The 24,427-nt window shown below is 55.9% G+C and carries 23 protein-coding genes; 19 read left to right on the forward strand and 4 right to left on the reverse strand.

Going from position 1 to position 24,427, the window contains the following annotated elements; genetic code table 11:
• Window positions 1–12 precede the first annotated feature (12 nt).
• On the reverse strand, window positions 13–750 hold the full coding sequence (locus tag COHPA_RS0117695; protein ID WP_027087485.1) for a hypothetical protein: 738 nt from the start codon (window positions 748–750) through the stop codon (window positions 13–15).
• A gap of 202 nt (window positions 751–952) precedes the next feature.
• On the opposite strand from COHPA_RS0117695, the gene COHPA_RS0117700 reads away from it, so the two are divergent.
• Window positions 953–1,297 carry a helix-turn-helix domain-containing protein gene (locus COHPA_RS0117700; RefSeq protein WP_027087486.1) on the forward strand — a complete coding sequence of 115 codons (345 nt, stop codon included), beginning with the start codon at window positions 953–955 and terminating at the stop codon, window positions 1,295–1,297.
• A complete protein-coding gene (locus COHPA_RS0117705) occupies window positions 1,246–2,103 on the forward strand; it encodes an IS3 family transposase (protein WP_027085582.1) in 858 nt (285 codons plus the stop codon). Before COHPA_RS0117700 ends, COHPA_RS0117705 begins: the two co-directional genes overlap by 52 nt.
• Window positions 2,104–2,329: 226 nt before the next feature.
• On the opposite strand, the gene COHPA_RS0117710 is transcribed toward COHPA_RS0117705, so the two are convergent.
• Window positions 2,330–2,722: an HI0074 family nucleotidyltransferase substrate-binding subunit gene (locus tag COHPA_RS0117710; protein WP_035119617.1), complete on the reverse strand. Its 393-nt coding sequence runs from the start codon at window positions 2,720–2,722 to the stop codon at window positions 2,330–2,332.
• Window positions 2,692–3,033: a nucleotidyltransferase family protein gene (locus COHPA_RS0117715; RefSeq protein WP_027087488.1), complete on the reverse strand. Its 342-nt coding sequence runs from the start codon at window positions 3,031–3,033 to the stop codon at window positions 2,692–2,694. The genes COHPA_RS0117710 and COHPA_RS0117715 overlap by 31 nt, the downstream gene beginning before the upstream one ends.
• 156 nt (window positions 3,034–3,189) lie before the next feature.
• Between COHPA_RS0117715 and udk the strand changes: the two genes are divergently transcribed.
• The 16 genes from udk (at window position 3,190) to COHPA_RS0117790 (ending at window position 22,045) form a co-directional block, all read left to right on the forward strand.
• Entirely contained in the window at window positions 3,190–3,810 is a 621-nt protein-coding gene (gene udk, locus COHPA_RS0117720; protein WP_027087489.1) for a uridine kinase, read from the forward strand.
• A gap of 392 nt (window positions 3,811–4,202) precedes the next feature.
• A complete protein-coding gene (locus COHPA_RS0117725) occupies window positions 4,203–5,681 on the forward strand; it encodes an amidase family protein (RefSeq protein WP_027087490.1) in 1,479 nt (492 codons plus the stop codon).
• A 5-nt stretch (window positions 5,682–5,686) separates the two neighbouring features.
• Entirely contained in the window at window positions 5,687–6,613 is a 927-nt protein-coding gene (locus tag COHPA_RS0117730) for a phosphotransferase family protein (protein ID WP_027087491.1), read from the forward strand.
• A gap of 71 nt (window positions 6,614–6,684) precedes the next feature.
• The gene (locus tag COHPA_RS0117735; RefSeq protein WP_027087492.1) at window positions 6,685–7,362 is read left to right on the forward strand and encodes a response regulator transcription factor; all 678 of its coding nucleotides are present in this window, start codon (window positions 6,685–6,687) and stop codon (window positions 7,360–7,362) included.
• Window positions 7,362–8,630: a sensor histidine kinase gene (locus COHPA_RS0117740; protein WP_027087493.1), complete on the forward strand. Its 1,269-nt coding sequence runs from the start codon at window positions 7,362–7,364 to the stop codon at window positions 8,628–8,630. The genes COHPA_RS0117735 and COHPA_RS0117740 overlap by 1 nt, the downstream gene beginning before the upstream one ends.
• A 438-nt stretch (window positions 8,631–9,068) precedes the next feature.
• On the forward strand, window positions 9,069–10,577 hold the full coding sequence (locus tag COHPA_RS0117745; RefSeq protein WP_027087494.1) for an ABC transporter substrate-binding protein: 1,509 nt from the start codon (window positions 9,069–9,071) through the stop codon (window positions 10,575–10,577).
• 128 nt (window positions 10,578–10,705) lie between these two features.
• Window positions 10,706–12,190 carry an ABC transporter substrate-binding protein gene (locus tag COHPA_RS0117750; RefSeq protein WP_027087495.1) on the forward strand — a complete coding sequence of 495 codons (1,485 nt, stop codon included), beginning with the start codon at window positions 10,706–10,708 and terminating at the stop codon, window positions 12,188–12,190.
• Window positions 12,187–12,858, forward strand: a complete 672-nt coding sequence (locus tag COHPA_RS0117755) for an ABC transporter ATP-binding protein (RefSeq protein ID WP_027087496.1) — start codon at window positions 12,187–12,189, stop codon at window positions 12,856–12,858. Before COHPA_RS0117750 ends, COHPA_RS0117755 begins: the two co-directional genes overlap by 4 nt.
• On the forward strand, window positions 12,818–13,873 hold the full coding sequence (locus tag COHPA_RS0117760; protein ID WP_035119622.1) for an efflux RND transporter periplasmic adaptor subunit: 1,056 nt from the start codon (window positions 12,818–12,820) through the stop codon (window positions 13,871–13,873). The genes COHPA_RS0117755 and COHPA_RS0117760 overlap by 41 nt, the downstream gene beginning before the upstream one ends.
• Complete coding sequence (locus tag COHPA_RS0117765; RefSeq protein ID WP_027087498.1) at window positions 13,873–16,662, forward strand: ABC transporter permease; 2,790 nt, start codon at window positions 13,873–13,875, stop codon at window positions 16,660–16,662. The genes COHPA_RS0117760 and COHPA_RS0117765 overlap by 1 nt, the downstream gene beginning before the upstream one ends.
• Before the next feature lie 20 nt (window positions 16,663–16,682).
• Entirely contained in the window at window positions 16,683–17,594 is a 912-nt protein-coding gene (locus COHPA_RS0117770) for an ABC transporter ATP-binding protein (protein ID WP_027087499.1), read from the forward strand.
• Entirely contained in the window at window positions 17,560–18,048 is a 489-nt protein-coding gene (locus tag COHPA_RS24580) for an RNA polymerase sigma factor (RefSeq protein WP_084761035.1), read from the forward strand. The genes COHPA_RS0117770 and COHPA_RS24580 overlap by 35 nt, the downstream gene beginning before the upstream one ends.
• Complete coding sequence (locus COHPA_RS25665) at window positions 18,039–18,317, forward strand: hypothetical protein (RefSeq protein ID WP_156926691.1); 279 nt, start codon at window positions 18,039–18,041, stop codon at window positions 18,315–18,317. The genes COHPA_RS24580 and COHPA_RS25665 overlap by 10 nt, the downstream gene beginning before the upstream one ends.
• A 73-nt stretch (window positions 18,318–18,390) precedes the next feature.
• Window positions 18,391–20,622: an ATP-dependent helicase gene (locus COHPA_RS0117780; protein WP_027087501.1), complete on the forward strand. Its 2,232-nt coding sequence runs from the start codon at window positions 18,391–18,393 to the stop codon at window positions 20,620–20,622.
• A 328-nt stretch (window positions 20,623–20,950) separates the two neighbouring features.
• Entirely contained in the window at window positions 20,951–21,451 is a 501-nt protein-coding gene (locus tag COHPA_RS0117785; protein WP_027087502.1) for a hypothetical protein, read from the forward strand.
• Window positions 21,452–21,508: 57 nt separating this feature from the next.
• Entirely contained in the window at window positions 21,509–22,045 is a 537-nt protein-coding gene (locus COHPA_RS0117790) for a DinB family protein (RefSeq protein WP_027087503.1), read from the forward strand.
• Between the two features lie 81 nt (window positions 22,046–22,126).
• On the opposite strand, the gene COHPA_RS0117795 is transcribed toward COHPA_RS0117790, so the two are convergent.
• The gene (locus tag COHPA_RS0117795; RefSeq protein ID WP_027087504.1) at window positions 22,127–22,939 is read right to left on the reverse strand and encodes a helix-turn-helix domain-containing protein; all 813 of its coding nucleotides are present in this window, start codon (window positions 22,937–22,939) and stop codon (window positions 22,127–22,129) included.
• A 132-nt stretch (window positions 22,940–23,071) separates the two neighbouring features.
• Here COHPA_RS0117795 and COHPA_RS0117800 point away from each other — a divergent pair, with 132 nt between their 5' ends.
• A complete protein-coding gene (locus COHPA_RS0117800; RefSeq protein WP_035121264.1) occupies window positions 23,072–24,424 on the forward strand; it encodes a glycoside hydrolase family 30 protein in 1,353 nt (450 codons plus the stop codon).
• Window positions 24,425–24,427 lie beyond the last annotated feature (3 nt).

Genomic DNA, 24,427 nt, shown 5'->3' on the forward strand with positions numbered 1-24,427 from the left:
ACGCATCCCCCGTTACTGTTTATAAAATTTCGTCTGCTGAATGAGCGCGTCGATCTCCCGCATGCCGAGCATCGCTTCGATGGCCTCGTAGTCGGTGCTGTCGAGTCGCGAAATCTCGAGCAGCAGCTTATCGAGCTTCAGCAGAATCTCTTCATTGGCGCCGATGGAGCCGGTTATGTAGGTAACGTACTCCTGATAGAGCGCCGCCCGTTCTTGCAATAGCTTGCCGGAGAGCCAAGAGGGCTTCCGCGTTCCGGCGAACTTGTCGTACTCGGCCGCGTCGAACACGTTAAGCCGGCTTACGATCCCTCGGACGTATTGATAGAAAAGCCGGTTGACCTCGTGAATGACGTTGCTGAACCTTCTGTAGCTGAGCTCGCTTGGATCGAACTTGTGGCCGAGGAGGTCGAATAGAGCGAGTTTCTTCTTTTCCAAGCGTTCGATTTGGTCGATTACCTGCGTAATATCGGGCTTTAGTGCTTTGATGCTTCTGAATCGGCGGAGCGCGTCTATGAAATCCTCCTGCGTGGCGAGCCCGCGAATGGCCGCCGTTACGGGAGGCTTCAACAGCAACGAGTAGCTGCCGTAGAGGAGGACGATGGGACTCATGACGAGCAGCGTAACGCCGAAAGCGGTCTCGAGGATGCCGCCGCCGCCGATATCCGCGCCCAGCAATCCGGGAGACAGCGCGAATACGTCGACGAGAACGACTCCGGCGATCAGCAAGACCAGCTTCATCAACCGGCTCAACGGCAACACCTCCCGATTGCTTGGCATTTGCTCCATTACAAATGAATATGTCGTTCCGGCCGCGAACTTGAGTGGTACTTGGTCACAATGGACAACAAAAAAAAGCCCCGATCTTGACGGACGCGAGCTAGAGTGCACCCCTTAGAATGGACATTGGAAAAACCCCTGGTTTATCCGATGAATTCTAGGGGGTGCATTTTTTATGGCTGTTAAGGGGCAGAAGTTCAAGCGATACACGCATGAGGTTAAAGTAGAGGCAATTCGCCTCCATGTTGAGGAAGGTTGGACTTATCGTCAGATCAATGAACATTTGGGGATTGCAGATCAAGATCGCATGAAAAAATGGATGCGGAAGTATCGGAACTTGGGGCAGTTCGGGTTATTGGATCGGCGTGGCCGAAAAACAGAATACATCAACCAAGATCGACACTTACAAAGCTTGATACGGGAAAATGAAATGCTAAAAAAGCGTTTGGAAATCTGGATGCGGGAGGTGTGCGTCGAAAGTACAGGGCCATTGAGCAGGCGTCAGAGTGGTATGCGGTAAGTGAGCTTTGCAAAGCATTTAAGGTTTCGCGCAGTGGTTACTACGCCTATTTAGCGCGTAAGGGGGCTAGTCGAGATAAGGATCTCAAAGCAAGAATCCAGGCCTTATATACGAAGTATGACGGTAAATACGGGTATAGGCAGCTTCAGCTTTTCCTTTTTCAAGAACAGGGAATATGGGTTAACCATAAGAAAGTTCTACGTCTAATGCAGGAGCTCGGGATACGTTCTAAAATCCGGCGTAAGCACCGCTGTAACTACGCGTCAACAGTCGGTGGGCGCGTCGTGGAGAATCTGTTAAAGCGAGACTTTCAAGCCAACATGCCAAATCGAAAATGGGTCACAGATGTCACTCAGGTTCGAGTGGCGGATACCTGGCTATATTTATCGGTCGTTAAAGATTTATTCAATAATGAAATCGTCGCTCATCATATGGACTTACGTAACGACAACCAACTCGTCTTGCGGACATTCGAGAAGGCCTTTGAAAAGCAAAAGGACATGTCTGGATTGATCGTTCACAGCGATCAAGGATTCCAGTACACGTCCTATGCATACCACGACATGCTGCCAAAGGTTGGCGCCCAAATCAGCATGTCACGCCGAGGCAATTGTCATGACAACGCCTCAATGGAGAGCTTCTTCTCGCATCTCAAAACGGAAGGGCTCTACCTCTATGATATACGAAGCGTTGAAGAGGCACAAAGGCGAATCGAAACTTATATTGCGTTTTATAACCATTCTCGACCGCAAAGAAGACTTAAAAAAATGACGCCGGTTGAGTACCGACGCCAGTTTGTTGCTTAGGTGTTTTTTCATTGTCCGCTAAATGGGGTCTTGACCAAGCCGGGCGCCTGTCTGATTCGGGGCTTTGATAGGTGTGCAGAAATTTATGAGTTCCGCGATTGCTGGCGCGAGACCGCGATGATGCGATCAGAGGCGATGGCCGAATCGGCGGTCCAATAGCGACAATGAGCCTTCTCAAAGTCCCCCTCATTCGGAGAAATTGGAACGGCTCGCTATTGTCTCGATATCAGTCGTTACCTTCTAGTCCGCTCAGCCATGCGGAATATACGGCTTGATAAGCATGCAGGCGGCTATAAATTTCGGCAGCCAGCTTCTCGTTATATGTATGAACGGATAGATTGCGATCATCCGCCATTTGCAAAGCCGCAGCAGTCTGCTCCGTATCGAGTATCCCCGTCTCGCGACAAGATCGGATTACGCTTTTGGGGGAACCGCTGTCGATGCCTTCCCGTTCGTACAGTACTTCCTTCGCTGCTTTCCATACCGCTTCGAAGGTAAATTCAAATCTCTGAATCGCTGCATCCCTTTCAATCAAACTCGGATTTTCGATTCTCATGACTTCTTCGAAGGAGGACAATGCTCTACGTGCTAACTCGATTCGTTCCGCTGATCTTCCCACAAAACCCCTTCCTTTCTCACTTTATCAATAATATACTCGTCTGCCTTGTTCAAATAAACAATATCCATTTTATACGGAATCGTTGACTCATGAGCAGCGTTGCGCAGCGTAGCCAGAGTAACATGATTGGATTCGTCATCGGTTTCGAATTCAATCGCTATATCGATATCCGACGTCTTTTTCTCTTCGGAGCGCGCCCAGGACCCGAATAAATACGCCTTCGCGGGTTTTCCGGTTAAATGATGCAAAACCAAGTCTTTAGTTTGCCGCAAGATGTTATTACGTACGGTGACATTACCGTAGTCTCCCATCGATAATCGCCTCGTCCATTATTTGTTTCCATTATAAACCATACTTCTCAAAAGCCAAAGCGATGCTCTTGGCGGGACGAGATGTAATCCTCCACTTGCTGTGCTACAATACTGAAATTGATTCGGTATTCAGACAGGGAGGCAACGGGGACAACCATGCTTACGATCGGAATCGCAGGCGGAACCGGCTCGGGTAAAACGACGGTAGCCCGCGCGGTCATCGACCGCCTCGGCGCGGATAAGGTGACCTTCATTTCGCAGGACAATTACTACAAAGACCATCCTCACCTTTCGATGGCGGAGCGGGAGAAGATCAACTACGACCACCCGCTCGTATTCGAGAACGAACTGTTGATCGAGCACCTGAAGCAACTGAGCGAGGGGCAGCCGGCAGAGGCTCCGGTATACGATTTCACGACGCACTCCCGGTTCCCGAACAAGACGATCACGCTCGCGCCGTGCAAAATCGTCGTCGTCGAAGGGCTGCACGTGCTGTCCGACGAGAAGCTTCGCGAGATGATCGACATCAAAGTGTTCGTGGACACCGACCCCGACGTGCGGATTCTGCGCAGGGTGCTTCGCGACATCGAAGAACGCGGCCGCTCGATCCATTCGATCCACGAGCAATATTTGAAGACGGTGAAGCCGATGCACGAGGCGTTTATCGAGCCTTCCAAGAAATACGCGGACCTCATTATCCCGCAAGGCGGGGAGAACGAAGTCGGAATTCAATTGCTGTCCGTCCTGATGGAGAAGCATTTGGTGGCGAAAATGTAGTTGGAGGATTCCGGATTCCGGATAGACAATTGCTCATCCTTACGCCTATAATGGGGGTAATTTTGAGTTTAGGCGGGATCATGTGACCAACTAATGTGTTCGAGACGATCGGTTAGCGGCTTCTTGCCGAACTGAATACGCCGGGAGCATGCAACGCGGGAAGCCACCCGAATCGGTAGGCTAGCTTCGTTGTCCGCAAACTCGGGCTTGTCCGATTTGAACACATTGAACATTAACGCGCTTAAACGATAGCTGGGATCGATTAGACGAGAAGTCCGTCTATTCATCGTTGTCATCGCCATCGTGCCGTGAGTGAACATTCGTTCATTCGCGGCTTTTTTGCGTTCGCCATGCCTCGTCCATCTAATTAAAGTCCCGAGAGGAGTCAATATATGCGAAATCAAATAGAACAATGGTTGTCGGAAACGGATATTGCCGCCATGCAAGCAGCAATGGAGGCAGGGGAGATCAGCTCGGAGGACCTTGTGCGGGGTTACCTCGGGCGGATCGAGAAGTTCGATCCGCGCATTAACGCCGTGCTTGAGATTAATCCCGATGCGACGGCGATCGCCCGCGGGCTTGACGAAGAGCGTGCTGCTCGGGGAAGCCGAGGCCCGCTGCACGGTATCCCGGTCCTACTGAAAGACAACATCGATACCGGAGACCTCATGCATACGAGCGCGGGATCGGTCGCTCTGGCCGATTCCATCGCCAGGGGAGACGCGTTCATCGCAGCTCGGCTGCGGGAAGCCGGAGCCGTCATTCTCGGCAAAGCGAACATGACGGAGTGGTCCAACTTCATGTCCAGCCGTATGCCGGCCGGCTACAGCTCGCGCGGAGGCCAGGTTATCAATCCATACGGCGCCGATGTATTCGTAAGCGGATCGAGCTCCGGCCCGGCGGCCGCGACTGCGGCTAGCTTCGCCGCGGCGGCGATCGGGACCGAGACGGCGGGCTCGATCGTCGGCCCGGCCAGCCAACACAACGTCGTCGGCATTAAGCCGACGGTCGGCCTCCTGAGCCGCTCCGGCATTATCCCGATCTCGAGCAGCCAAGATACGGCAGGACCGATCGCGAGATCGGTCGCGGACGCCGCGATCGTCCTCGGCGCGATGACCGGTCTCGACGAACGCGATCCGGCCATGCGGACGGCGGCTCGGCGAGATTGCGCGGACTATACGCCGTTCTTGGACGCGGACTTCCTGAAGCAAGCGCGTATCGGCATTCCGAGACACTATTACAACCATCTCGATGCCGAGCGGCTGGCGTTAATGGAAACGGCGATCGCCGACTTGAGAAGCGCGGGAGCTGCCGTCATCGATCCCGTAGAGCTCTATATCGAGCAGCTTCCTTGGAATAACGATGTGATAACCTACGAATTCAAGCGGGGCATCAACGCGTACTTGTCCGAGCTTCCGCCGTCCGCTCCCGTGCGAAGCTTATCGCAGCTAATCGCCTATAACGGGCAGCATGCGGAGACTGCCGCGAGATACGGGCAAGACGTGCTGGAACTATCGGAAGCGAATACGCTGACCGAAGAGGAATACGCGCGCAAAAAGCAGGAGTACTCGGTGCTCGCGCGAACGCGGGGCATCGACTACGTGCTTGAGCAGCATCGTCTCGACGCGCTCATGCTGCCGGGCGACGTAGACGGCATGTATATCGCGGCGCGACTCGGCTACCCGCTGATTTCCGTTCCGGCCGGCTTCGTCCGGAAAGGTACGATTGATGCGGACGGCGACCCGACGAAAGGACCTTTCGGCGTCGTCTTCTCCGCCGGCGCGTACAGCGAACCTACGCTGATCAAGATCGCCTACGGATACGAGCAAGCGACGCGGCACCATGCTCCGTTTATATTGAAAGAGGTGTAAAGAAGATGTCCGCATACGAGAGACCTAATCCGGACCAAGCCGATATCGAACGCGTACTGCGCGAGCACTTCCCATCTCCGGTTGCCGATATCGCCGAACTGAAGGGCGGCAACTTGGGCGGCGTATACCGTTTCGTCCACGAAGGAGAGAAATACGTCGTTAAGTTCACGTCGCTGACGGAAGGGTTCGATACCGAACGATTCGTCTCTCACCTGCTGACGAGCAGCGGAATTCCGTTTCCTAAGTGCATCGCCGTCGGCAAGCATGGACCGCAGCTTAGCTATGTTATTTTCGATTGGATCGAGGGCGGCGTATTGGCGGATTACCCGGACGACCGGAAAGCACGGCAGGTTCCCGAACTGGTTCGCCTGTTGACCCGCATGAATCATATCGACGTAAGCGCGACTAGCGGATACGGAAGAATCCAGCCGAACGGCGACGGGGCGCATGTCACGTGGCGGGAATGTCTGGACGCGACTTTCGCGGAGGATCAGACGGGGACGTTCTGGGAGAACTGGACCGACTTATTCCATACGACCCGGCTCGAGAGAGACGTGTTCGAAGAGTGCCGCGCGCGGATGATGGCTTACGCCCCCTATAACGAACCGCACCGGCATTTTGTCCATGGCGACCTGCATCCTTGGAATATCCTTTCGGACGGCGAACGGATTACGGGCTTTATCGACGGCAACTTCGCCTACGGGGATTATCTTATCGATCTCGCGACGCTAGAAGGGATTCTCGGACGGGTAGGCATTATTGAAGCGTATGAGCGCTATCAGGAGCAATCGGGCATCGTCATCCCGCATTTCAAGGAACGGCTCGTCGGCGCGCATTATTACAAAGGGCTAGACGGACTCCGCTTTTACGCGAAAATGGGCATGGACGACGGGTACGACTATATTCGAAGCTTTATGCTTAATTTGGTTTAATTCTCCTCTAAGTCTTTTTTAAGGTTCGGCTTGTACAATAGTGCCATGAAGCGGAACCGGAGGGGCGCGGCTTGAGAATACTCGTGGTGGAAGACGATCGGCCGTTGCGCGACGCGGTCGTGACCTTGCTCAAGGAAGAAGCCTATCAGGTGGACGAAGCGGACAACGGGTCCGACGGGGCACATCTGGCGAGGCTGCGGGTTCACGACTTGATCGTCCTTGATATTATGCTCCCCGGCATGAGCGGACTGGCCGTGCTATCGGATATAAGGTCGAGCGGCAACGCCGCGCCGGTCCTGCTGCTTACCGCGCTTGACAGCGTGGACGAACGCGTAAGGGGACTCGACTCCGGCGCGGACGACTATTTGATCAAGCCGTTCGCGACTCCGGAACTTCTGGCGCGAATCCGGGTGTTGCTCAGACGTCATTCGCAGGGATCGCCGGACGGCGAGATCGGTTACGGGGAATTGACGGTGAAATGTCAGGCGATGGAAGGCTACGCCCGCTGCGAGCCGCTGAAGCTGACGCTGAAGGAATTCGAGCTGATGGAGTATTTGATGCTGAACCGGGAGCAAATTCTGACGAAGGAGCAGTTGCTCGACCGGGTGTGGGGCATCGATTCGGAAGCGGGAATCGGCGTTGTCGACGTATACGTGCATTATTTGCGCAAGAAGCTGGCTCCCTTCGGGTGCGACGGTTACATCCATACGATTCGCGGAGTCGGCTATATGTTGAAGGAGAAGCGCTAATGTTCAATCGTATTCATAGGCAGCTGACGATTCGCAACGCGGCCATTCTATCTGTTATTCTGATAGGCTTGAATTTGTTCGTCTATTTTACGATGAAAGAGATGCTGTTCGAGCAGATCGACCGATCGATTAACCAAATAGATTATCGTCGAGAATTCACTATCGTTTCGAGCAAGAACATTATGCTTGACATCGGCGAGACGGATCGTCCGATTATTAAGCTATTATGGTCGGAAGACGGCCGAGTGCTGCCGATGCCTGGAAGCAGCATGTTCAGCGAGGCTCAGCTTAAGCAGCTTGAACCGGCAGGGTTCTCCGTCGAACCGCGAACGGTGAAGGTGGACGGGCAATATTTTCGCGTAAAAAACAACATGTATCCGATCCTCAACAATTTGTTGGTAGGTATTGACGGCAATATATATAACGTAACGAAAATTCAACTGTTGATTAACGTTTCGGCGGAGATCGGCATGCTGAAACGTCTGAAATTCATTATGCTCATGGGCGGGGCTCTCGGGATAATCGTCGCGATAGCGGCCGGTTACTATCTTGCGAACCGAGCGCTTATACCGATCCGCAAGTCGATGGAACGACAGCAGCAATTCGTCTCGGACGCCTCGCATGAGCTACGAACTCCGCTGTCCGTTATTCAAGCGAATACGGAGCTGCTTCTTCGCCATCCCGAGCATACGATCGAACAAGATAGCGGTACTATTTCGACCGTGTTGCAGGAAACGAGGCGAATGAGCAAGCTTGTGGGCAGTTTGTTGATGCTAGCCAGGTCAGACTCCAACCAACTGGAGCTGGAACGAAGGCCGGTGCTGCTCGATCTGATCGTACGGGAGAGCGTTGGCAAGATGCAGATGCTGGCAGACCACAAGCATATCGTTCTCCAAACGGATGTTGACACGCCTATTTCGATGTATGCCGATGAAGAGCGGCTTCACCAGCTTTTAATCATCGTGCTAGACAACGCGATCAAGTACACGCCGGAAGGCGGCGTCGTTCGGGTCACGTGCCGCAAGCTTGCGCACTCGGCGCAGCTTGAGATCGAAGATACCGGCATCGGTATAGAGCCGGACGGTTTGCCGCATGTCTTCGATCGCTTCTATCGCGGCGATAAGTCGCGTTCGCGGCATGATGGCGGCACAGGGCTTGGGCTGGCCATCGCCAAATGGATCGTGGAGCGTCACGTCGGCAAAATCCGGATCGAGAGCAAGCTCATGATCGGGACGCAAGTGTATATTACGTTGCCGATGCAGCGGTAGGGGAACGCGGCAGATTGCTCTTTAGCATTCTGCCGCGTTTTTTTCGTCGAGGCGCAACTCGATCTTTCCGCGGACCAGTCGCACCAAGCACAATTTAACAGCACGAAATACAGGTAGTGCGACGAACCATCATCAACCCAAACGCGTCGGCTGCACGAAATACAGTTGTCCGACGAACCAGCATCAACCAAGTTACTCCCGTAACTCGCCGCCACCGCGCTATACCGAGCATCCATGCCATTTCCCCTCCAGTAACACGCCGCCACCGCGTTATACCGAGCATGCTCTCGCCACTCTTACTTCCGCCATCCCCCTTTCTTATCGTATCTTCAGCGTCTTTTAAGCTGATTTTCAGCCTCTCTAACGAAATTCTAAAAAATGTTAATTATAATCGATTTCGGATATAACATAACAAAATTTGGAAGGGTGTCGGAATCGATGCTAAGAAGAATGAAGAATAAGGGAAAATTAGCCGCTTGTCTTGCGATCACCCTAGCGATGACGGCGTGCATGTCTAGCGGCAAGAATGACATGGTCAAGCTGGACCCGGATGCCAAAGGAACGCTTAAGATCGTCTACCCCAACGAAATGGATTTTTATGCGCGGTACGGCAACGCGTTCAAGGCGATGTTCCCGAATATTGAATTGGAAATTATCTCTACCAGCATTACGTTCACGAATGCAAGCGAGGAAGAGATTAAGGAGAAGTTGAAAGACAGCATCAAGCCACCGACGCCAGAGGAGATTCTGGAAGAGCAGCAGCCGGACGTGCTTTTCTTAAGCGTGGACGAGTACGAGCGTTTGGCCAAGAAAGGTCGTCTGTACGACCTGGATGCAGTGATGAAGCGAGACAAGTTCGACATCGACAGTTACCATCCGCCCTTCGTCGAATTGCTCAAATCGCTCGGCGACGGGAAGTTGTACGGGCTTAGTCCCACATTCACAAGCAGGGCGTTGTTTTATAACAAAAATTTGTTCGATCAATACGGCGTTCCGTATCCGACGGACGACATGAGTTGGGAGGAGGTGCTCCAGCTCGCCGCTCGGTTCCCGGTGCATAAAGACGGAGACGCTCCTCTATACGGGTTATCACTGTATTCCGAATATCGTACGCCGCTTTCTTTGATCGCTTCGATTGGCGATGCCAAGGGATTATCGGCGTTTAATGAAGAAGATGCAACGTTCAATATCGATACCCCGGAATGGAAGAGAATTTTCCAAACGGTCATCGACGGGTATAAATCGGGAAGCATCGCGCTACCGCAAAGCGATAACGGCTCGAACACCATGGGTCTTACCGTGTATAGCGGGCAACAAATGGGAGAGATGATTGGCGTCAATCCAGGCTCCGCGAAGTTTCAGGACGGACAAGCGGCGATGGCGATCGACGAAGCTACGCTGATGGACACGATGCTCCAGGCCAAGCGGATGGGCGGCAAAATTGTCGTCGAGGACATAAAAGGTTCGAGTATGCACATTAGCCACGGGGACGGTTCCAACCCGGGAGAACCGTTCGATTGGGATGTCGTCTCGCTTCCCGTGGATCCTTCCATGCCTGACGTCGCCGGCGGATTGCGTTTGAACAATTTGATCGCAATCAATGCGTCGTCGGCGAACTTATCGGCTGCTTGGGAATTTATGAAGCTGGTCAACGGCGAGAAAATGTCCAAAACCGGCTTATCGGCGATCCAAGGGCTGTCTACGCGCACGGCATTAAAGAAGAACGTCGAAGGGAAAAACATTGATGCGTTCTATGCGCATGGAGTCAACATGCAGCCGAAGTTCGAATTTTCGTTCGCTATATTTGACTGGGATTTCTCGGAGTTTGTGTCCGCCCGCATCCGCAAAGTCGTGGACGGCGAGGAGACGCTTGATGCTGCGATCGCCGCCATCCAAGCGGAAGGGCGAGTCGTATGGAATAGAATCGTGAACGAGAATCCGCAATGACGATTTCTAATTTGAAATTTACTTTATTTTAAGCTGATTTTCAGCTATTCTAACGGTTTTCTAAAAATCCTTCCTCATACTGGGTTGTGGGTCATAGATCCAAACTTAATGGAAGGGTGATAGAAACGATGAGAAGGGTGAACGGAACCAAGGCGGGGTTGTTGTGCCTCGCGATGACGCTGACTCTGTCGGCGTGCTCGTCGGGAGGCAACGACAAGGAAGGGCTCGCGAAGCTCGACCGGGAGGACAAAGGCTCGCTTAAGGTCGCTTACTTCAATGACCAGGCTTTCTATACGCAGTACGGCAACGCGTTCCAAGCGATGTTCCCTAACGTCGAAGTGGAGGTCGTCTCCACGCAGTCCGTGTTCGATGCGGAAGACCCGCTCGCGGCGATGGAGAAGCTGATCGACGAGCAGCAGCCGGACGTTCTCTACTTAAACGAGGACGAGTACGCGGCGTTGGCGAAGAAAGGCAAGCTTTACGACCTCGACGCAGTGACCAAACAAGACGAGTTCGATATCGGCGCTTTCCAGCCCTCCGTCATCGAGCTGCTTAAGGCTCGCGGAGACGGCAAGCTGTACGGGCTTAGTCCGAGCTTCTCCAGCTATGCGCTGTACTACAACAAGGGTTTGTTCGACTCGAACGGGATACCTCATCCGACGGACGGCATGAGCTGGGACGAGGTTATGAAGCTGGCTGCCCGTTTTCCGGTGAAAAGGGACGGAGAAGACGCGTTATTCGGCATATCCCTGCCATCCTCCGCCCAAGATCCGTTCGCTTTGATCCGCACGATCGGCGAAGCCAAGGGACTTTCCTACGCGGATGCCGATGCCGGTACGGTGACGATCTCTTCGCCGGAATGGAAAGCGATCTTCCAATCGGTGATCGACGCCTATAAGTCGGGAAGCGTCACGATGCCGGGAAGCGGCGGAATGCAGGACGGGCTACGCCAAGGACAGGTCATGATTCGCAGAGGCGGCGGTGCCGCGATCACCTTCGGTCCGGATTCGATGCGGTTCCAGTCCGGACAAGCGGCGATGACGATCGACGGTCCGATGATGATGGACATGATGGACATGGGATCGAAGCTCGGAGGCGCGATCAGGATCGAAGGCGGTGCGAAATCATCCTCAGATGGCGGCGAGGTCAAACTTGGACCGAGCCCGTTCAAGAGCTTCGATTGGGACGTGGTCACGATCCCGGTCGATCCTTCCCAGCCGGACGTCGACGGGAGCTTGAGCTTGGACGAGGTGTTCTCCATTAACGCCTCATCCCAGAACTTATCCGCCGCATGGGAGCTCGTGAAATACATCAACGGCGAGCAACTGGCCAAAACCGGCATGAAAGGGCCATCCGCCTTGTCCTCCCGCACGGCTTACAAGAAAGACGCCGGCGGCAAGAACATCGACGCGTTCTACGCGCACGGCGCCAATACGCAATTGCTGCTGCAGGAGCTGCCTGCGGGTTTCGCCGAACCTTTCGCTACGATGGCTTCCGACTATATCAAGAAAGTCGTTGACGGCGCCGAAACGCTTGATAACGCGCTCGCCGCGATTCAGACGCAGGGACAAGATTTGTTGACGAAAGCGGTCGTGGACGAGGATGGGCAATGATGCTCGACGTTCGCAACGTTAGCAAAGCTTTTCAATCGGGCGCGCGGACGGTCGAGGTCCTGAAAGGGATCGACATGTCCGTCGCCTCGGGGAGCTTGACGATGCTTCGAGGCCGGTCGGGCTCGGGTAAGACCACGTTGCTCAACCTGCTCGGCGGACTTGATCGCCCGACATCGGGAGACATTGTGTTTCGCGGGCGTCCGCTTCATACGTGGAATGACAAGAGGTTGACCGTGCTGCGAAGGCAGGAAATCGGTTTTATCTTTCAATCGTCCGCGCTGTTGCCGCTGCTCACCGCTTGGGAGAACGTGCTGCTGAGCTTGCGAATGGCAGGCGTCCCGAGGCAGCAGTGGGAAACTCGGGTCGCGCATTGCCTCGAGCTCGTCGGCTTAACCAAGCGGATGCATCACCGGCCTGCCGAGCTGTCCGGCGGAGAGCAGCAGCGGGCGGCGATCGCCAAGGCGATCGCTCACCGCCCGCATCTGCTGCTCGCCGACGAACCGACGGCGGAGCTCGACACCGTCATGGCCGGGCGCGTCATCGCGGCGTTCCGGGATATCGCCGCGACCGAGGGCATCGCGATCTGCATGACGACGCACGATTCTACGCTATGGGAGGCGGCTGACCTTGTCTATCGAATGGCCGACGGCCGGATCGTACAAGAGTAGGAGGCGGCGTATTGCCGGGGCTTTGCTGATGCTATCAGCGTGCCTTGCGCTCCTGACGGCCTGCTCGATGCTGCCGCAAGAAGAGGAACCGGAGACGTTGCCCGAAATTCGCCCTCCGAAAATCTCGCAAAAACCGGAATATCCGGCGAAGAAAGGCACGCTCGTCGCAAGCGTTACCGGAACGGGCAAGCTGATGTCCGCCAGGGAGGATAACTTGACGTTCGCGGAGGACAACCGGCGCGTTACCGACGTGTACGTGAAAGCCGGAGACCGCGTGAAGAAAGGGCAGACGCTGGCTAGGCTGGAGACGGGAGACACGGCTAACCAAATCGCCCGCAAGGAGATCGAGATCGAGAAAGCCGAGCTCGACCTCAAGGACGCGATGCGGGGCGAATCCGAGCAGAACGGGATCGCGCTTCGCAAAGCTCAGCTCGACTATAAGCTTCTGAAGCAGGAGCTCGAGGAGCTGCGGGGGAAACTCGCGAACGCTACGCTCGTCGCTCCGTACGACGGCACGATCGTCAATTTTACGGCGGAGAAGGGCGACTTGACCCGGGCTTACGAGAAAGTGGGGCGGATCGCCGATACGGACGACCTTGTCGTTGCCGTGAAGTTCGATTCGGGCGATCTGTCCGGTCTCGCCCCGGGCATGGAAACCGCGGTCAGCCTGAATGCCATAGGCGAGTTGAAGGGAAAAGTCGGCAGAATGCCGGTCGACGGGGGTTCCTCGGATTCCGACTCGCTCGACGGTTACGCCTTGATCGAAGTCGATAAGCTGCCGGAAGAAGCGCGGTTCGGCACCCCGTTGTCCGCATCCGTCGTCGTCGAACGGCGGGAAAACGCCCTGTACATCCCTTTGGCGGCGCTCCGCAGCCAGAACGACCGCAACTACGTGCTCGTCGCGAATGCGGACGGTACGAAGGGAGAAGTGGACGTCGGGGTCGGCTTGCAGACGGTGACGGACGTTCAGATCATCTCAGGGCTGGAGGAAGGCCAGAAGGTCGTGGGGAAATAATGCGCATCCTGCTCTATTTGATCCTGAAAATGTGGCAAAACCGCTGGTTCACGTTCAGCACGCTGTTAGGCCTTACGGTAGCGGCGGCGTTCGCGATGAGCATTCCGATGTACGCGGACGGGACGCTCAAGAGACTGGTGGAGAAGTCGCTGCAAGAGGAGACGAAGGGACTGCCCGCCGCCTCCCTCTATATGAACTATCAGGGCGAGAGCGGCGAGAAGACGGACTTGGAAAGTCTCGCGGAAGCGGACGGCTGGATTGCCGGCGAGCTTCCGGGACGGATCGGATTTCCGGTCGACGCGTATTCGAGTCGGATGGCGCTTATGCCGTCCACGGTGCGCCAAGCGGAGACGGGTTCCGCCGGCACGAGCCGGTTGACGCGGATGGAGCTGGGGTCGCAACAAGGCATCGAGGATTTGATCGAGCTGACCGCCGGGCGATTGCCTGAGGATGGGATCAAGAACGACGCCGTCGAGGCGGCCGTGCTGAACGAGACGATGAGCCGCAACGGCTGGAAGCTCGGCGACGGGTTCACTTACAACGCTAAAGACGAAGACGGCAAGACGAAGCGTCTGACCGTGCGAATCGTCGGCGCTTACAAGCTGAAAGACGAGACCGACTTGCGGCTTGCGGTCGACGGCAAGGATAAGCTGGCCGAGACGCTGCTAGTCAGCCGGGAGACAATGACGGGCGCGCTATTAGGCGAGAAGAAGCTGACTCTAGGCACCGCAGGCTGGTATTACGCCTTCGACTTGCGCAACATTCGGATCGGCGATCTGCCGTCCCTCATCGGAGAGCTGGAGCGGCTGGACGTTAACCTCCATCGCATGCTGGATGGCGCGATGGTTAATCTATCGTTCGTCGATATGCTGCACGACTTCAATCGCCAAAGCATCCTGCTGCAGGCGATGCTGTTCGCCCTTGCGGCGCCGGTGTTGGCAATGGTGCTCTATTACGTGACGATGAGCGCGAAGCAGTCGCTCGACCGGCAGCGGGGCGACATCTCCGTGCTGCACAGCCGGGGGGCGAGTCCGCGCCAGATAACGGCGTTGTACGCGATCGAAGCGCTATTGCTCGGAGCGGTCGCATTGCTCATCGGCGTAGGGATCGCATGGTTCTTGGCCGCCATGATCGGTTCGTCCAGCGGGTTCCTCAGCTTCGTAGGGCGCAAGGCGATCCCCGTCGGCACGAACAACGCCGTCTGGTTGTTCGGCGGGGCTGCGACTCTCTTGGCCGTCATCGCGACGGTTGCCCCGATTCGCCATTATGCGGACGCTTCGATCATCGCTTATACGCAGCAGAAGGCGCGCGTCGATAAGCCACCGTTCTGGCAGCGATTCTATGTGGACGTCGCTTTGCTGCTCGCGGCGGCGGCCGGCTGGTACATGCTGCGCAGCGGGCAAATCTCCACCGTCGTGCCCGGCGGGGACGACGCCCAAATCCAGCCTTACTTATTCATTATACCGGCGCTGTTCCTGTTCTCGGCGGGGCTTCTGTGTCTACGCGTGTTCCCGTTGCTGCTGCGCTTATGGCATATCGTCGCGAACAGGCGGGTCCCCGTGACGATGTACCTTACGCTGACGCAGTTGGCCCGTTCGGCGGCAACCTTCTACCCGCTTATGATCCTGCTCATTCTGACGATCGGGCTCGGGGTGTATAACGCCTCGGCAGCCCGAACGATCGACGTCAACGCGGAAGACCGCACGACGTACCGGCACGGCGGAGAGGTTACGCTGCAAGCGGCGTGGGAAGGGGTGCAAGACGAGAACGATCAGAACAAAATCTACTACAACGAGCCGTCGTTCCAATCGTACTCGAACCTGGAAGGGGTAGAAGCGGCCTCCCGCGTTCTGAAGGCGACGGGCAAAGCCGATATCGGCGGCAAAGGCGCGGGCAACGTCCAGGTCATGGGCATCGACAACGTCAGCTTCGCCAAGACTGCTATTTTCCGCAAGGATATGTATCCGATACATCCCTATTATTACTTGGACGCGCTCGGGATGACGGAGCAGGCCGTGCTCGTATCCGCATCGTTCGCGGAAAAGCACAGCCTGAAGGAAGGAGACCCGGTGCGGCTTTCGATCGGGTACGGCAACGAGCCGGTCGATCTCGTCGTCGTCGGCATCGTGCCGTATTGGCCGAGCATGTACGACGAGGGTACGCCGTTCTTCATCGCGAACCTCGACTACTTGTACCAGCAGATCGAGAAAATTCCGTACGAGGTATGGCTGTCCATGGAGGACGGCGCGAAGCTCGCTCCGGCGCTGAATCAGTTGGCGGATCGCGGCGTTGCGATCGTGGAAGCGAAGGACGCGCGCACGGAGCTCACGAAGCTTCGCGGTCATCCGGCCCATGGCGGCGTATCCGGCATTCTGAGCCTCGGCTTTTTGCTGTCGCTTCTCGTCTCGCTGCTTGGGTACTTGATCTTTTGGTTTTTCACGCTATCGCGCAGGGTCGTCCAGCTCGGGATATTACGGGCGATGGGACTGTCGCGCGGCCAGGTGACGACGATGCTCATGCTTGAGCAGTTGTTCACGACCGGTTTGTCGGTCGCTATCGGCATCCTGCTCGGCATGGCGGCCAGCCGCTTGTTCCTGCCGTTCTTGCAAAGCGGGGGCACGGAGGTCGCGGAGCAAATTCCGCCGTTCCGGGTAGTGTTCGAGGCTGAGGATATGCAGAAGCTGTACGTCGCGACCGGCGCGATGCTGGCTGCGGGCGTCGTTCTGCTGCTCGTGCAGTTGCGTCGGTTGAAGGTGTCGCAAGCCGTCAAGCTGGGCGAGGAGAGATAACGAGGAGGGAGACGCGGGCGTTGATTCATTGCGAAGGCTTGGTGAGAATATTCAAAACCGACGACATCGAAGTCGTTGCGCTCCAAGGCCTCAACTTGACGGTGGCGCAAGGCGAGATGATGGCGATCATCGGCAACAGCGGAAGCGGAAAGTCGACCCTGCTGAACATTCTCGGCGGATTGGATCGGCCTTCCGCGGGGCAAGCCGTCGTCGGGCAATGGAACTTGCTCAAGATGACGAAGGAGCAATTGATCTCTTATAAACGCAGTACGGTAGGATTCATCTGGCAAAATAACGCGCGCAACCTCGTTCCTTACTTGACCGCGCTGCAGAACGTCGAGTTGCCGATGCTGATCCAAGGCAAGGCGGATCGCGCCTACGCCAAACAGCTGCTGACCGCGGTCGGGCTGGAGCACCGCATGCACAGCCGTCTCGTGCAACTGAGCGGCGGCGAGCAACAGCGCGTCGCGATCGCGATTTCGCTGGCGAACCGTCCGCCGCTGTTGCTGGCGGATGAGCCGACGGGATCGGTCGATAGCGCCACGGGCGAGCAGATTCTCGGCATTTTCCGGCGGCTGAATCGGGAACTGGGCGTCACGATCGTCATCGTCACGCACGATTTGTCCGTCGCGGACAAGGTGGACCGCGTCGTCGCGATTCGCGACGGCATGACGAGCACGGAGTGGGTGAAGCGGGAGGAGGAGCGGGCGCACGAGGCTGCGGAGGGCTCCAAGTTCGGCGATCGTCACGCGGAGTACGTCGTCATCGACCGCGCCGGCCGGCTGCAAATTCCGCAAGCGTATTTGGACGCGATGAACGTGGACGGCAAAGCGGTGCTCGAATTCGACGGCAGACGGGTGACGCTCTTGTCGCCGGACGATCCGGGAGGAGGCGACGATGGGCATGAAGCCGGCAGCGGCGAAGCTGGATGAGTTATATGCCGCGTACGCCGTGCCTTTGAACCGATATTTGTGCAAGCTGACCCGGGATCCGGAGGAAGCGAGCGACTTGGCGCAAGAGAGCTTCTTGCGGCTGTGCCAGCAGGAGAGCTTGCCTCCGAATCCTAAGGAATGGCTTTTTCTAACCGGCTATCGGCTATTCGTCGACCATTGGCGCCGCAGGCGCAGGATGACGTTGCTGCGGTTCGATAGCGGCAAGGAGCCGCTATCGTCGGCCGCGCCGGAGCAAACCGTCTTGGACCGAGAGTTCGAGCGTCAATTGGAAAAGCTGCTCCTTCGGTTCAAGGCGCCGATGCGAACCGCCCTGTATATGCGACTATTCAAGTCGTATCCCTACGGCGAAATCGCGAGGAGGCTGCGCTGCTCCGAGAATACGGTCAAATCGTTCATCCGGCGCGGCAGGAAGAAGCTGTCCGAGTGGCTATAAGCGCGAAGGTCGGTACTCGATTGTCGCGGAGAGCGACAATAACGCACCGGCAGCGGCAATTCACGCTCGGATTGTCGCGGAGAGCGACAATGACGGACCGGCAGCGGCAATCCACGCTCGGATTGTCGCGGAGAGCGACAATAACGCACCGGCAGCGGCAATCCACGCTCGGATTGTCGCGGAGAGCGACAATGACGCACCGGCAACGGCAATCCACGCTCGGATTGTCGCGGAGAGCGACAATAACGAACCCGTCTCATTCCATATAATGAGGCGGGTTTTGCGCGTCCGCGACATGATATACTCGTAGAACGTGCTAGAACAAAAAGGAGTCATAGAGTCATGCAAGCTGTAACGGAGGCGTTCTTCGAACGCATGAAGCAACAGACCGGAGTCTCGCTGAACGACGAGCAGAAGCAAGCGGTGCTGCATACGGATGGCCCGTTGCTGCTGCTGGCGACGCCGGGTTCGGGCAAGACGACGACGCTCATGATGCGCATCGGCTACTTGATCGAGGAGAAGGGCGTACCGCCGCGGCGGATCAAAGCGGTTACTTTCAGCCGGGCGTCGGCGGCGGAGATGAAGGACCGGTTCGAGCGATTGTTCCCTCATCTGCCGTCCGTCGATTTCTCGACTATACATAGTTTGGCATACGAGGTTGTTCGGCACTATTTTCGGATCGCGGGAAAAAGCTTCGAGATGGTCGAAGGGGACGGGGAACGGGATGAGTCGCCATCCGGCACGCCGAAGTTGCATAAGCGAATGATGCTGCGGGAGCTGTTCCGGACGATTAACGGCGATAACGTGACCGACGATCAGCTTGACGAGCTGTTGACCTACATCAGCTACCTCAAAAATAAAATGATTCCCGAGGAGCGATGGTCGACCCACAAGACCGACGTGCCGCAGGCGGAGCGCGTCATGCGGGAGTACGAGTCTATCAAACGCGCGGACCCGGACCGGCCGCTGCTCGATTACGACGACTTGCTGACGATCGCCGAGCAGGCGTTCGAGGGGCGTCCGGCGTTGCTGCGCCAATATCAAAGCCGTTACGATTACGTGCTGACGGACGAGAGTCAAGATACTTCGCTCGTGCAGCACCGAATCGTCGAGAAACTCGTGCGCACGCACGGCAATCTGTGCGTCGTCGCCGACGACGACCAGTCGATCTATAGCTGGCGCGGGGCGGAGCCGGCGTACCTACTGAACTTCAAGGACGTCTACCCGGGGGCGAATACCCTGTTCATGTCGCGGAATTACCGGTCGTCAGCCGACATCGTTAACGTGGCGAACGAATTCATTAAGCGCAATAAGCATCGCTATGAGAAAAAGATGACGACCGACAATCCGCCGAATGAACCGGTTGCGATCAAGAGTTTCTCGGAATACCCGAAACAGACGAAGTACATCGTGCAGGAGGTTCGCAAAGCAGGCAATCTCGCGGAAGTGGCGGTACTCTATCGCAATAACTCTTCTTCGATCGCATTGATGAACGCGCTCGACCGGGCAGGCATTCCTTTTTATATGAAAGATTCGGACAATCGGTTTTTCTCGCATTGGGTCGTCGAGGACGTGCTGAATTTCATGCGGATGACGTTCACCGACAGGCGGCCGGAGCTGTTCGAGCGCATTCATACGAAAGTGAGCGGGTATGTGACGAAGCAGCAGATGGCGCAATTGCTCATGATCAACAATGGGGAGTCGGTGTTCGACAACTTGCTCGCGAATGTGACGTTGCAAGGTTATCAGGTCAAGCAGATCGAGCTGGCTCGTGATACTTTCATCGAGATGCGCGGGATGCCGCCGCTCGAGGCGATCAAGGTGATTCGCGAACGGCTCGGTTACGAGAAATCGATCGAGAAAATGTGCGAGAGGCTCGGGTTCCGCAAAGAGTACTTGATCGGTATCCTGAACACGCTCGAAGAGATCGCGGAGCCGCTGAAGACGATGGAGGATTTCGCGGCTCGGCTGAAGGAACTGGAGAAGGCGCTTAGACAGGCGAAGGCTAAGCGCGGGCAGCAGGCGGTGACCTTGTCCACGATGCATAGCGCGAAGGGATTGGAGTTCGAGCGAGTATACATGATCGATTTGGCGGAAGGGGTTATTCCTTCCTCAGAGGAGATCAAAGCCGGCGTCGGGAGCGAAGGAGGCATGGGCGGCAGCCTAGAAGAAGCGACCCGGCTGTTCTATGTCGGGATGACGCGGGCTAAGCGGCATCTGGAGCTCATCGCCTACCAGCAACGGGACGGATCGAAAGTGACGGAATCGCGCTTCGTGTCGGCGGTCCGGGACATCATGAATCCGGCGAAGGACAACCGCTATAGCAAGGTTCGCGCCGTTCCGAAAGGCGGCGGGCAGCAGGCGGCTGTCGAAGAGATCGCTCCGAACGCGATACGGCGCCGGTCCGGATTGGTCGCCGGGCTAACCGTTTCCCACCGCGTGTTCGGCATCGGCGTAATCGCGAACGCGGATCGCGAACAGCTTCGCATCCGTTTCGCGGACGGCGAACGCTCGCTGTCGGTCGCGACGTGCCTGGAGCGCGGGCTGCTGTCGCCTGCGGAAGCAGGGGATTAGCCGAAATCGTCGCAGTAACACGATAATATCGCGCTATTCACCGCCGCTGCGCCGAAATCGTCGCAGTATCTTAAGTCAGGCAGTCAAATATCAGCGTAACGCTTTACAATATAACTATATTTAACAAAATTACCTGGCAAAAACCGACGCAATCTCCGATAATATTTACTATGCTCCTTAGCGGCAGCCTGGAAATTACGTTCCCGGCTGCCCTTTTTCATACGTTCTCAACGCAGGGCGGAAGCCAGATAAAGAGTAGGTAAAATAAACCATTAAGCGCCTTTGCCGTGGTAAAATATTGTAGGGTTTTTACGGGAGGCGGACTGAAATGAAAGCTGCGATTCATCGAGAAGAGTTACGTTCCGAACAATTAAGCTGGTTAAGCGTCAAACCGATGCTGCTCTCGATTCGGGGCAAAGACATTCCTGCCAAAACGGAAATCTATCGGCAGTTGTCCGAGGGTCAACGGGCGCTCTATCTCTTTTACGCCTATCATAATCATACGGGCACGCTCGCGGAATTTTATTGGTTCTCCGCTTACTATATGATCGAGTATAAAGTTTGGGACGAATTGACAAACGCTATTCGTTACTTCGACGATCCGGAGCTTGTCGAGACGCTCGAACACGTTCAATCCGCTATCGGGAGAAAGCTTAACAACGAAGGCGAATGGACGATGGCTAAGCCGCAGGATATCGATACGCACGATTCGCTTCGGACGGCCATGCAGGCCATCTACGACCGATACCGGAAGTTAACGCCGCGATTGATTAAGCGCATGAATGAGCGGGTGTTGGCGCGTCATGAGGAATATTTCGTACTGGATTGAAATCCAGCAGCTTCATGATAGAATAGATTCCCAATCCTTATGCCCAGGAGGCTATACATGATCAATATGGACAACATCTATCTCGTAACGGATCAGCCAGGGTACACGCCGCAGATCAGCAGACTTCTTTCCATGATGAACTACGCGAGATATACGGTTACCGCAGCGGTCAGGGATCTAACGGTCGAGCAGCTGGATTTCCAACTAGACGAGCAAAGCAACTCGATCGGCGCGTTACTGTCGCACATGGCGGCGGTCGAATACTTCTATCAGGTATACACGTTCGAGAAAAGAAAAGATTTGAACGAGGAAGAGATGAAGCGATGGGGCCCGGCACTCGACTTAGGGGAAGAAGGCCGCGAGCATATTAAAGGCAACGACTTGCAGTTTTACTTGCGTCAGCTAGAAGAAGTGCGCGCCCGCACGTTCGAGCTTTTCAAGACGGTCGACGACGATTGGTTAGCGATCCAGGAGCCATTCTGGTACGGCAAAGAAGCGAACCATTACTTCATGTGGTTCCATGTGGTCGAGGACGAGCTCAGCCATCGCGGCCAAATTCGGATGATCGGGAGAAGAGCGATCGCGGGGCATTAACACTGCAATCAGGCAAGAGGTGGCGGACGGAGTGAACTGAGCGATGAACCGGGCGTGTCTCGCAGGCCGTTGCAACGTTCCTCACTCACTCCGCCAGCTTTTAGCCGCATGCTTCTTCCGGTAAGCGCCGGGAGAAATGCCGTGCTGCGCACGAAAAATACGATGAAAGTACGCGTAGCTGCCGAGACCCGTCTCGGCGGCTATTTGTTCTAGCGACAGCGGACTGTGGTGCAGCAGTTCGAGCGCGTGCGCCATTCGGACTTGCTGCGCATAGCCGATAATGGACGTTCCGTAATGCTCTTTGAACAAATGCACGGCCCGCGATACGCTTAGCCCCGAATCCCGGGCGACGTCTTCCAGCCTAAGCGTATGGGATACGTTCGCTTCGATGTAGTTTTTCATGCGAATCGCATGGAACGCGGAAGAAGATTGCGCGCTCGGCGCTTCATCGATTGCCCTGTCCAGCATAAGGAGCAGCGTCGAGACGAGCAGCGTAACGAGCTGCGGATCTCCTCCGTCCAGTCTTCTTTTTTCCGCGATTAATTGGTGCCACTGAGAGATCAGCTTGCTATCCTCGGCTATTTTCACCTTCGTCGGTCTTTGGCGGTTTGCCCACCACTCGTCCATTCCCGGCCCCGTGCTCATGATGAAATAATCGGCGCTCGCCTTCACCGGGTTCTCTGCCTTGCCGATTCGCAGATCGTAGATGTCCCCCGGTCGGAATAGCATGAGCTCGCCCGGCTCGATCGCGGCATATTCCCCTTCGATCAGCGCTTGGCACACTCCCTCGAATTGCAAACGGACAATATAGGTTTCAAGGCCGTTTCCGAAGTGATGCCTGAACGGCTCAAGGTGCTGCGAATATCCGCATAAGTTCACATTAATCGGTTTCACGATGAAGGATCCTCTCGTTTAACTAGCCGGATTGTTGAGGTATACAGCCATATTGTTTCTACAAAAGCCTGCAGGAATCCTCTTATAATGAAACTATACCATTACGGGCATCGAAAGGAGATTCGCATCATCATGTCAGAACGCAAAGTCAGAGTCATACAGACGTCCCAAGGCTCGTCCGACCGATTGACGGAGAAAGAAGCGATTGTCCTTCGCGACGACGCGAAAGGCATCGAGAACCAACTGATCAACGTCTACGACGACGTTAAATACCAGCAAATCATCGGCTTCGGCGGCGCGATCACGGAAGCTTCCGCGGTTACGGCATACAAGCTCGGAGAAGCAAATCGCAACAAAATCCTCGAGGCATATTTCGACGCGGACAAAGGCATCGGTTACAACGTCGTCCGCACGCATATCGGCAGTTGCGACTTCTCGCTCGGCAACTACGACTACGTGCAAGACGGCGACGAGAAGCTGGAGACGTTCGATATTAGCCGCGATAAGGAAAAGATCATCCCGTATATCCAAGGCGCGCGAGATCTGGTCGGCCATGACTTCACGTTCTACGCATCCCCGTGGAGCCCGCCTCCGTTCATGAAGACGAACGGCAAGAAGAACAACGGCGGCGGGTTGAAGCCGGAATACCGCGACGCATGGGCGCGTTACTATATTAAGTTCGTCGAAGCGTACGAAGCGGAAGGCATTCCGGTCTGGGGCCTGACGGTGCAGAACGAAGCCAAAGCGGTTCAACCGTGGGATTCTTGCATCTACTCCGCCGAAGAAGAGAAAGACTTCGTTCGCGATTATCTCGGACCGAAGCTGTGGGAAGCGGGACGCAAGGACATCCGCCTCATGATCTGGGATCACAACAAGGAACGCGTTTACGACCGCGCCAAAGTCGCTTACGAGGACGCGGAAGCGAGCCCGTACATCTGGGGCATCGGGTTCCACTGGTACTCCGGAGATCACTTCGACGCGTTGTCCGTGACGCATGATCGGTACCCGAACAAAGGGCTTATTTTCACCGAAGGGTGCCATGAAGGCGGCGTGCAGCTCGGGTCTTGGAGGAGCGGGGAGCGTTACGCGCACGACATCATCGGCAACCTGAACAACTGGATGCAAGCGTGGACCGACTGGAACATCGTACTCGACGAGCTCGGCGGACCGAACCACGTCGAGAACTTCTGCGACGCGCCGATCATCGCGAATACGAAGAACGACTCGCTCACGTTCCAGAGCTCTTACTATTACATCGGTCATTTCAGCAAATACATCCGCCCGGGCGCGGTGCGCGTCGGCTCGTCCAAGTACACCGGGCAGCTCTCGACGACGGCGTTCAAGAACACGGACGGCACGCTCGCGGTCGTCGTCCTGAACCGTACGGATGCCGAAGTGCCGTACATTCTCCGCAACCGCGACCAAGTCGCCGAGACGACGATCCCGGCACACTCGATCCAGACGCTGCTGTTCCCGGCGGAGTAATGG

The sequence above is a fragment of the Cohnella panacarvi Gsoil 349 genome (assembly GCF_000515335.1).
GTDB lineage: Bacteria > Bacillota > Bacilli > Paenibacillales > Paenibacillaceae > Cohnella > Cohnella panacarvi.